The 7,639-nt window shown below is 71.0% G+C and carries 6 protein-coding genes and 1 pseudogene; 4 read left to right on the plus strand and 3 right to left on the minus strand.

The window, feature by feature from the left end; genetic code table 11:
• Positions 1 to 26: 26 nt before the first annotated feature.
• The 3 genes from HG542_RS33065 to HG542_RS33075 all read right to left on the minus strand — a co-directional run bounded on the left by HG542_RS33065 (position 27) and on the right by HG542_RS33075 (position 5,257).
• Positions 27 to 1,823: an ABC transporter substrate-binding protein gene (locus HG542_RS33065; RefSeq protein WP_171088060.1), complete on the minus strand. Its 1,797-nt coding sequence runs from the start codon at positions 1,821 to 1,823 to the stop codon at positions 27 to 29.
• A 75-nt stretch (positions 1,824 to 1,898) separates the two neighbouring features.
• The gene (locus HG542_RS33070; RefSeq protein WP_171088061.1) at positions 1,899 to 2,906 is read right to left on the minus strand and encodes an ABC transporter permease; all 1,008 of its coding nucleotides are present in this window, start codon (positions 2,904 to 2,906) and stop codon (positions 1,899 to 1,901) included.
• A 218-nt stretch (positions 2,907 to 3,124) separates the two neighbouring features.
• Positions 3,125 to 5,257, minus strand: a complete 2,133-nt coding sequence (locus HG542_RS33075) for a S9 family peptidase (protein ID WP_171088063.1) — start codon at positions 5,255 to 5,257, stop codon at positions 3,125 to 3,127.
• Between the two features lie 214 nt (positions 5,258 to 5,471).
• On the opposite strand from HG542_RS33075, the gene HG542_RS33080 reads away from it, so the two are divergent.
• From HG542_RS33080 to HG542_RS33095, 4 genes and pseudogenes are all read left to right on the plus strand, one after another.
• Entirely contained in the window at positions 5,472 to 5,666 is a 195-nt protein-coding gene (locus tag HG542_RS33080; protein ID WP_171088065.1) for a hypothetical protein, read from the plus strand.
• A gap of 56 nt (positions 5,667 to 5,722) precedes the next feature.
• On the plus strand, positions 5,723 to 6,613 hold the full coding sequence (mshB, locus tag HG542_RS33085) for an N-acetyl-1-D-myo-inositol-2-amino-2-deoxy-alpha-D-glucopyranoside deacetylase (RefSeq protein ID WP_171088069.1): 891 nt from the start codon (positions 5,723 to 5,725) through the stop codon (positions 6,611 to 6,613).
• Positions 6,610 to 6,999, plus strand: coding sequence for a DUF6113 family protein (locus HG542_RS33090; RefSeq protein ID WP_171088071.1), 390 nt, complete (start codon positions 6,610 to 6,612; stop codon positions 6,997 to 6,999). Before mshB ends, HG542_RS33090 begins: the two co-directional genes overlap by 4 nt.
• A gap of 193 nt (positions 7,000 to 7,192) precedes the next feature.
• Positions 7,193 to 7,639, plus strand: a pseudogene (locus tag HG542_RS33095) (hypothetical protein); the annotation flags it as partial.

Here is a 7,639-nt window from a genome sequence, read left to right on the forward strand (position 1 = left end):
CCCGTGCGGCCCGGCCGGTACCGCGGCTACTTCACGAAGACGCCGGACGGGTCCGGGTAGCCGTACACCGGGTGGTACTTGACGCCGCCGAGCCCCGAACCCCACAGGGAGAACTGGAGGTTGGCGTAGGTCGGCACGGCCGGCACGTCATCGGTGAGGATCTTGTCGGCGAGCTTCATCCACTCGGGCGCCGCCTGCTTCACGTCGGGGACCGCGTTGATGCGGTCGATCTCCTTGTTGACGGCGGGGTCGTTGAGGTGCGAGTAGTTCTGGGCGCCGTCGGAGATCACCCGGCCGTCGTAGAGCGGCGGGACGACGGTCGAGGCGACCGGCCAGTCCGCGCCCCAGCCGGTGCGGAAGATGTCGAAGCCGTTCTTGACCTCGGCGATCGAGTTGTCCCAGACGTTGGAGTCGATCTCCTTCTTCTGCACCTTGAAGCCGGCCCGCTCCAGGGCCTGGGCGACGACCACCGAGACCTTCTGCTGGACGTCGGTGTTGGCGTAGGCGTAGACGATCTCCTGGCCCTCCTTGCCCGCTTCCTTCAGCAGGGCCCTGGCCTTGTCCGGGTCGCCGTTCGGCTTGGCCTTCTTCCCGAACGGGTCGGAGGGCTGGTAGCCCTGGATGGAGGGGGACACCAGGTTGGTGGCCAGCTTCCCGGCGGTCGCGCCGCCGATCTGCTGGATGATCTGGCCGCTGGGCACGGCGTAGGCGAGGGCCTTGCGGACCCTGATGTCCTTGAGCCGGTCCATGTTGAAGTTGATGACGTCGAGGTAGGGCTGGATCTCGATGAGGCGGCGCGCCTTGGTGCTCGGGTCCTTCAGCACCTGCTCGACCATCTCCGGCGCGACGGCGTTGGTGTACGACATGCCGTACTTGTCGGGCCCCTGGTCGGCGAGCAGCCGCCGGGTGGAGTCCGTGAACTGGTGGCCGAAGCTGATCTCGAACTTGTCGGGGTACTGCGTGCGGATCGGGTCCGTCTTCGGGTCCCAGCCCTGGTTGCGCACCAGGGTCAGCGACTTGCCCGTCTTGTAGTCGGCCACCTGGTAAGGGCCGGACGAGAAGGGCGCGTTGTCGTACTTCTGCTTGCCGTCCTTGTCGGCCTTCACGGCGCCGATGTTGGGCATCGCGGTGGCGTACGGGGTGTCCGCGTGCGGCTTGAGGAAGTGGAAGACGATGGTCTTGTCGTCCGGGGTGTCCAGCACCGAGGACGGCAGGTGCTTGCCGTCGTACGGGCCGTCGGGCAGCGCCTTGCGGTAGCTGGTGCCGTCACCGGAGAGCCACTGCTGGATGTACTGCGGGCCGTCGGTCTCGAACGAGGCGTAGAGCCGCTCGATGCCCCAGCGGACGTCCTGGGAGGTGATCGGCGAGCCGTCCTGCCACTTCAGCCCGTCCTTGAGCGTGAACTTCCAGGTCTTCCCGCCGTCGGAGGAGGTGCCGGTGTCGGTGGCGAGGTCGCCGACGACCTTGACCTTCCCGTCCGTGCCGATCTTGTATCCGGTGAGCGAGCGGTTGTAGAGCAGCTGGCTGATCAGCATGTCGCCGTAGTAGATCTGCCCCGGGTCCAGGTGGTGGAAGGCGTCGCGCTGGAGGACGGTGACGGTGCCGCCCTTTCTGGCGCCCGAGGGCGTGGGGGCGGGGCCGGTCGAGTCCGCGGCGGTGCCGATGGAGTAGTTGGCGGCCACGTTCTTGTCCTGGCCGGGGCCCGCGCTGTCGGTCGCCCCGCCGCCTCCGCCGCCCCCGCTGCTGCACGCGGAGAGCACCAGGGCACCGGCGGCCAGCACCACGGCCGTCCGTCGTGCCCTGCGGTTGACTGTCGTCCTCATCGATCTGCACCTGCCTGTCGGTTGACGGTCCTGTCGGTTGACGGTGGAGCGTGCCGGTTCGGGCCGCCGGGGCGGTCAGCGCCGGGTGCGGGGGTCGAAGGCGTCCCGGACGGAGTCCCCGAGCAGGTTGAAGGCGACCACGAAGATGATCATCGCGAGCCCGGGAAAGAAGATGTAGGTGACGTCGCTCTCGTAGAACTTGGCGCCGTTGGCGAACATCCGCCCCCAGTCGGGGGTGGGCTCGACGACGCCGACGCCGATGAAGGAGAGCCCCGCCTCGGCCGTCACCAGGGTCGGCAGCATCAGGGTCGACTGCACCAGGATCGGCGTCCACAGATTGGGCAGCAGCTCCTTGGTGATGATGCGCCAGGGCGAGGCCCCGGTGACCTTCGCCGCCTCGACGAACTCCCGTTCCCGCAGGCTGAGTACCTGGCCGCGCAGCAGCCGCGCCATGCCCATCCAGCCCAGCACCCACAGGACCAGGATCAGGGTGATGACCCGGAGATAGGTCGGGGTCTCCTTCTCGGGGCTGACGAAGAGGGAGTAGACGACCGGGGTGAACGCGACGAACGACAGCTGCTGGGGGAAGGCGAGCAGCAGGTCGATGAAGCGGCCCAGGAAGTAGTCGGTGCGGCCGCCCAGATAGCCGGCCGTCACCCCGACCAGGATGCCCGTCACCACGCACAGCACCGTGGCCGCCGTGGCGATCAGCAGCGAGGTGCGGATGCCGTAGACGAGCTGGGTCAGCACGTCGCGGCCGAGGGTCGGCTCGATGCCGAACCAGAAGCGGCCGGAGATACCGCCGTTGGGGGCGATCGGGTAGCCGAACGGGTTCAGCAGGCCGGTCTCGTCGAGCCCGTACGTCTCCGTCGGGTTCTTGCCGTAGACCATGGAGATCAGCGGGGCGGCGACGGCGACGAGGAAGAAGAAGCCCACGATCCAGGCGGAGATCACGCCCGAGCGGTCGCGTCTGAAGCGCCGCCACATCAGCTGCCCGGGCGAGCGGCCCACCGGCGCCCCTGCGGCGGCGGGCACCGCGTCGTCGGGGGCGCTGCCTGCGGTGCTCCGGGAAGGGCTCGTCATCGCGTGCATCCCCCGCCAAGTCGTCTCGGTTCCCGGTGTGTTGATCACGGAGTGACATATCGAACACGTTGGGTTGAGCGGACTCTGGCAATGGAGTTACGGCGCAGTCAAGGGGGCTGCGGGGGAAGACGCGGGGCTCCGCCGCATCTTGAGCGAAGGTTGTGCAGATCGAGGTGGCGGCGTGCTTGACAGCAAGGTCAAGCACGCCGCGGACCGTATCACCCCTGAGGCTTCAGCAGGCCCAAAGATCGTTTGACGAAGTCGACTTGGAGCAGGAGGAGGTTCTCGGCGACCTGTTCCTGCGGGGTCATGTGCGTCACCCCGGACAGCGGCAGCACCTCGTGCGGCCGGCCCGCCGCGAGCAGCGCCGAGGAGAGCCGCAGGGTGTGCGCGGCGACGACGTTGTCGTCCGCCAGGCCATGAATGATCATCAACGGGCGGTGCTGCTCCGCCACTTGGGACAGCCCGTCGTCCGTGACGAGGGAGTTGCGGGCGTACACCTCCGGCCGCTCGTCGGGGTGCCCCAGATAGCGCTCGGTGTAATGGGTGTCGTACAGCCGCCAGTCGGTGACCGGGGCGCCCGCGACGCCCGCGTGGAAGACGTCGGGGCGGCGCAGTACCGCGAGGGCGGCCAGGTAACCGCCGTACGACCAGCCGCGGATGGCCACCCGGGTCAGGTCCAGCGGGTACTCGCCGGCGAGCGCGTGCAGCGCGTCGACCTGGTCGTCCAGGGTGACGCCCGCGAAGTCCTCGTGGACGGCCTTCTCCCACGCGGGGGAGGTGTGCGGGGTGCCGCGGCCGTCGGCCACCACCACGGCGAATCCCTGGTCGGCGAACCACTGCGAGGTCAGATGGGCGTTGTGCGCCGCGGCCACCCGCGGCCCGTGCGGACCGCCGTACGGGTCCATCAGCACCGGCAACGGCCCGTCGCCGTCCCGGAATCCGGAGGGCAGCACCACCGCGCACGGAATGCGGCGGGAGCCCGCGCGGGTGAGCCGGGCGCGCGTGGTGAGCACCGGCGTCTCGGCGTGCGAGGGCACCGTGGCCGTCTGCTTGCCGTCGCGCAGCACCCGCACCAGGGCCCCCGGGCGCTCCATCGACACCGAGACGAGCACCGTCAACGCGCCCGACCGCACGGCCGAGTGGCGGCCCGGCTCCGCCGAGAGCCGTTCCGCGCCCCGCTCGCCGACGAGGTACACATGCATCTCGCCCGTCTCGTCGTCCGCCGCCTCCGGCCCCGCCGACGCGGCGACGAGCACGCCGTCGGCGGCGACGTCCAGCACGGACTGGACGTGCAACTGCGGCCCGGTGAGCGCCCGGTCGCCGGCCAGCAGCACCCGCGCGCCGTCCCGGTCGGCGATGCGCACCAGCTCGCCGTCCGGGGACCAGGCGGGCACACCGGCGAACAATTCAAGCCACTTCGGATCCTCTTCCGTGTGCAGCACCTGTGTGCCGCCCGTGCCCGGGTCCACCGTCAGGTACGCCTGGGAGCGCTGGTCCCGCGCCTGGACGAGCAGCAGCGGCGCACCGGCCGACGACCAGTGCACGCGCGCGAGGTAGGGGTGGCGGTCCCGGTCCCACGCGATGTCCGTCCGGGTGCCGTCCAGGCGCAGCAGGGAGAGCGTCACCTCGGCGTTGGGGGTGCCGGCCGCCGGATAGGCGACCTCGGCGGGCTCGCGGCCCGGGTTGGCCGGGTCGGCGATCCACCAGCGCTGCACGGGCCCGTCGTCGGTGCGGGCGGCCAGCAGCGCATCGCCCTCCGGCGACCACCAGAAGCCGCGGAAGCGGTGCATCTCCTCGGCCGCGATGAACTCGGCGAGCCCCCAGACGATCCCGGGCCCCTCCGGCTCGGCCAGCGCCCGGTCGCCGGTGCCGTCCGCCTCCACCACCCGCAGGGCGCCGCCCGAGACATAGGCCACCCTGCGGCCGTCGGGGGAGGGGCGCGGGTCGATCACCGGGCCGGGGACGTCGAGTTCGCGGGCGGTGCCGCTGCGCAGTTCGGCAACGAAGAGCCGCCCCGAGAGGGTGAAGGCGGCCAACTCGACGGCGTCGTCCACCGCATACCCCACGACCCCCGCCGACCCCTCGCGGGTGCGCTCGCGCCGCGCCCGCTCCTCGGCGGACAACTCCTCGGCGGAGCCGCCCAGCAGGACGGCGGGATCCGCCGCCGGATACTCCCGGCCCGTCTCCGGGTCGAGCACCCACAGGACATTTGCCCGGTCCGTACCGGAACGCGAGCGGAGGAAGACGACCCGTGTGCCGTCGGGCGCCACGGAGAACGACCGTGGTGCGCCGAGGGAGAACCGTTGTGTGCGGGCGTGCTGACGGGGGAACGAGAGCTGTCCGGTCATGTGCGCGAGCCTACGGCTCGTACCACCGGGCCCGTCCGGAACGGCGAGAACTCGCCGTGCGCCCCGGGTTTGCTTCCGTGCACCGAGTCATGCGAGGGCACGGAAAGTTATGATCGCTCGCGCACCGTGGGTATGTCTTCGGCATCCCCGCGCCGTGTCCCGCCCGAGCATGCCTTCGTCCGACCCGACCGCGTGTACCTGGAGGTGAACCGCCTTGGCACTCTCGATTTCCGTGGTGGTGCTATTGGCGATCGTCGTCTTCCTGCTGGTCCAGAAGTCCGGACTGAAGACCGGCCACGCCGTGCTCTGCATGCTGCTGGGCTTCTATCTGTCGAGCTCCTCGTTCGGGCCGACCATCCGCCAGCTGACGACGAGCATCACGGGAATGATCAGCAGCTTCAAACTGTGACCCGCGGTGTACGGGCCCGCTCCCCGGCGGGCCGCCGCGGCTCGTAGGCTGGAGCCATGACCGACCTTCCCGGCCGCCGGCTGCTCCTGGTGCATGCGCACCCGGACGACGAATCGATCAACAACGGCGCGACCATGGCCAAGTACGCCGCCGAGGGTGCCCATGTCACCTTGGTGACCTGCACACTCGGCGAGGAGGGCGAGGTGATCCCGCCGGAGCTGGCGCACCTCGCCGCGGACCGGGACGACACCCTCGGCACGCACCGGCGGGGCGAACTCGCCGCCGCGATGAAGGAGCTGGGCGTCACCGACCACCGCCTCCTCGGCGGTCCCGGGCGCTACCGCGACTCCGGGATGATGGCCTCCGTGCAGAACGAGCACCCCGGGTGCTTCTGGCAGGCCGACGTGGACGAGGCCGCCGCATCCCTCGTTGAGGTGATTCGGGAGGTGCGGCCGCAGGTGCTCGTCACCTACGACCCGGACGGCGGCTACGGCCACCCCGACCATATCCAGGCCCATCGCGTCGCCATGCGCGCCGCCGAGCTGGCGGCCGAGCCGGTCTTCCGCCGCGACCTCGGCGAGCCGCACGCGATCGCCAAGGTCTACTGGAACTGTGTCCCGCTCTCCGTCGTCGAGGAGGGCTTCGCCCGGCTGCGGGCGCTGGGCAAGGAGGTTGCCTTCCCCGGCGTCGCCACCGCGTCCGATGTGCCCGGTGTGCTGCCGGATGCGGAGGTCACCACCGAAATCGACGCCGCCGCGTACGCGCCCGCCAAGGCGGCCGCGATGCGGGCCCATGCCACGCAGATCGCCGTGGACGGTCCCTTCTTCGCCCTCTCGAACGACCTGGGCCAGCCGCTCTTCCCGCGCGAGTACTACCGGCTCGTCAAGGGCAGACCCGGTGCCGAGGGCGGCCGGGAGCACGACCTCTTCGCAGGAGTGGACGCATGAACGGCCTTGTCGCTCCGCCCAGTTTCGGGCGCCTCGTGGCGTATGTCCTGTTGGCGGTCCTCGGGTTCGCCGTGGGCGTCGCCGGGTCGCTCGTCCAAGGCGGCTGGTTCCCCGGCGGGTTGCTGCTCGCGCTGCTCGGCATCGCGGGCCTCTGCTACGGCGGACTGAAGGCCGTCGGCACCCGGATCGGCGGGGGCGCGCCCGGGGCCGGCTGGCTCGTCGCCGTGCTGATGCTCTCGGCCACCCGGCCGGAGGGCGACTTCCTGTTCGGCGCGGGGATCGGCTCGTACGTCTTCCTGCTGGGCGGGATGATCGTGGCTGTGATGTGTGCCACGCTCCCGAAGCCGCCGCAACCGGGCGGGCCTGCGGCCCGACTTGGCAAGTGACGTGACCATTTCTGCCTGACGTCGGTGCGATTGCCGCTACGACGGCCCGTGGCCTGATCCGGCGGTCGTCAAATATGCGCCCGTGGTGCCCAGTATGGTGGTGCGCGCCGCCGAGCCTCCCCCTGGCCTCCGGCGATGGGTGACCCCGAGCGAGGTCAACGAGGGCGGCAAAGAGTAACCGGGAGAACCTGCTTTGAGCCGTGAATCTGACAGTTCGTCCTCCACGCCCCAGGGTCGCGGCGGAGCCACCGCCTACCCTTCGGGCACGCCGCCGTACGGGACGGCCTCCGGCCCCGGCACGGACGGCGCGGCCGCGGCTGCCGGGCCGGACGAGCCGAAGCTGACCGAGACCACGCTGACGACGCGGATCCGCATCAACATCCCGGGCTCGCGGCCCATCCCGCCCGTCGTCATGCGGACCCCCGTCGCCGGGGGCGACACCGACGAGGGCCAGGCCGCTGCGCCTGCGGCGCCCGCCGCTTCCGCCGCCAAGGCGGCTCCGGCCGCCCCGGCCGCCCCCGAGGCCCCCGCCGCGGCGGAGCCGGTGGCGGAGAAGGCCGCCGACAAGACCAGCGACTGGTTCGCGCCCTCGCCCCGCAAGGCGTCCGGAGGCGGCACGCCTGCCGCCGCCCCCGCGCCG

This window comes from Streptomyces morookaense (assembly GCF_013030945.1).
In the GTDB taxonomy this organism is placed as follows: domain Bacteria; phylum Actinomycetota; class Actinomycetes; order Streptomycetales; family Streptomycetaceae; genus Streptomyces; species Streptomyces morookaensis.

Bases quoted from the DNA above. Each gene is read 5' to 3' on its own strand.
- HG542_RS33065 (WP_171088060.1), bottom strand. From the start codon at position 1,823: ATGAGGACGACAGTCAACCGCAGGGCACGACGGACGGCCGTGGTGCTG.
- HG542_RS33070 (WP_171088061.1), bottom strand. From the start codon at position 2,906: ATGACGAGCCCTTCCCGGAGCACCGCAGGCAGCGCCCCCGACGACGCG.
- HG542_RS33075 (WP_171088063.1), bottom strand. From the start codon at position 5,257: ATGACCGGACAGCTCTCGTTCCCCCGTCAGCACGCCCGCACACAACGG.
- mshB (WP_171088069.1), top strand. From the start codon at position 5,723: ATGACCGACCTTCCCGGCCGCCGGCTGCTCCTGGTGCATGCGCACCCG.
- HG542_RS33090 (WP_171088071.1), top strand. From the start codon at position 6,610: ATGAACGGCCTTGTCGCTCCGCCCAGTTTCGGGCGCCTCGTGGCGTAT.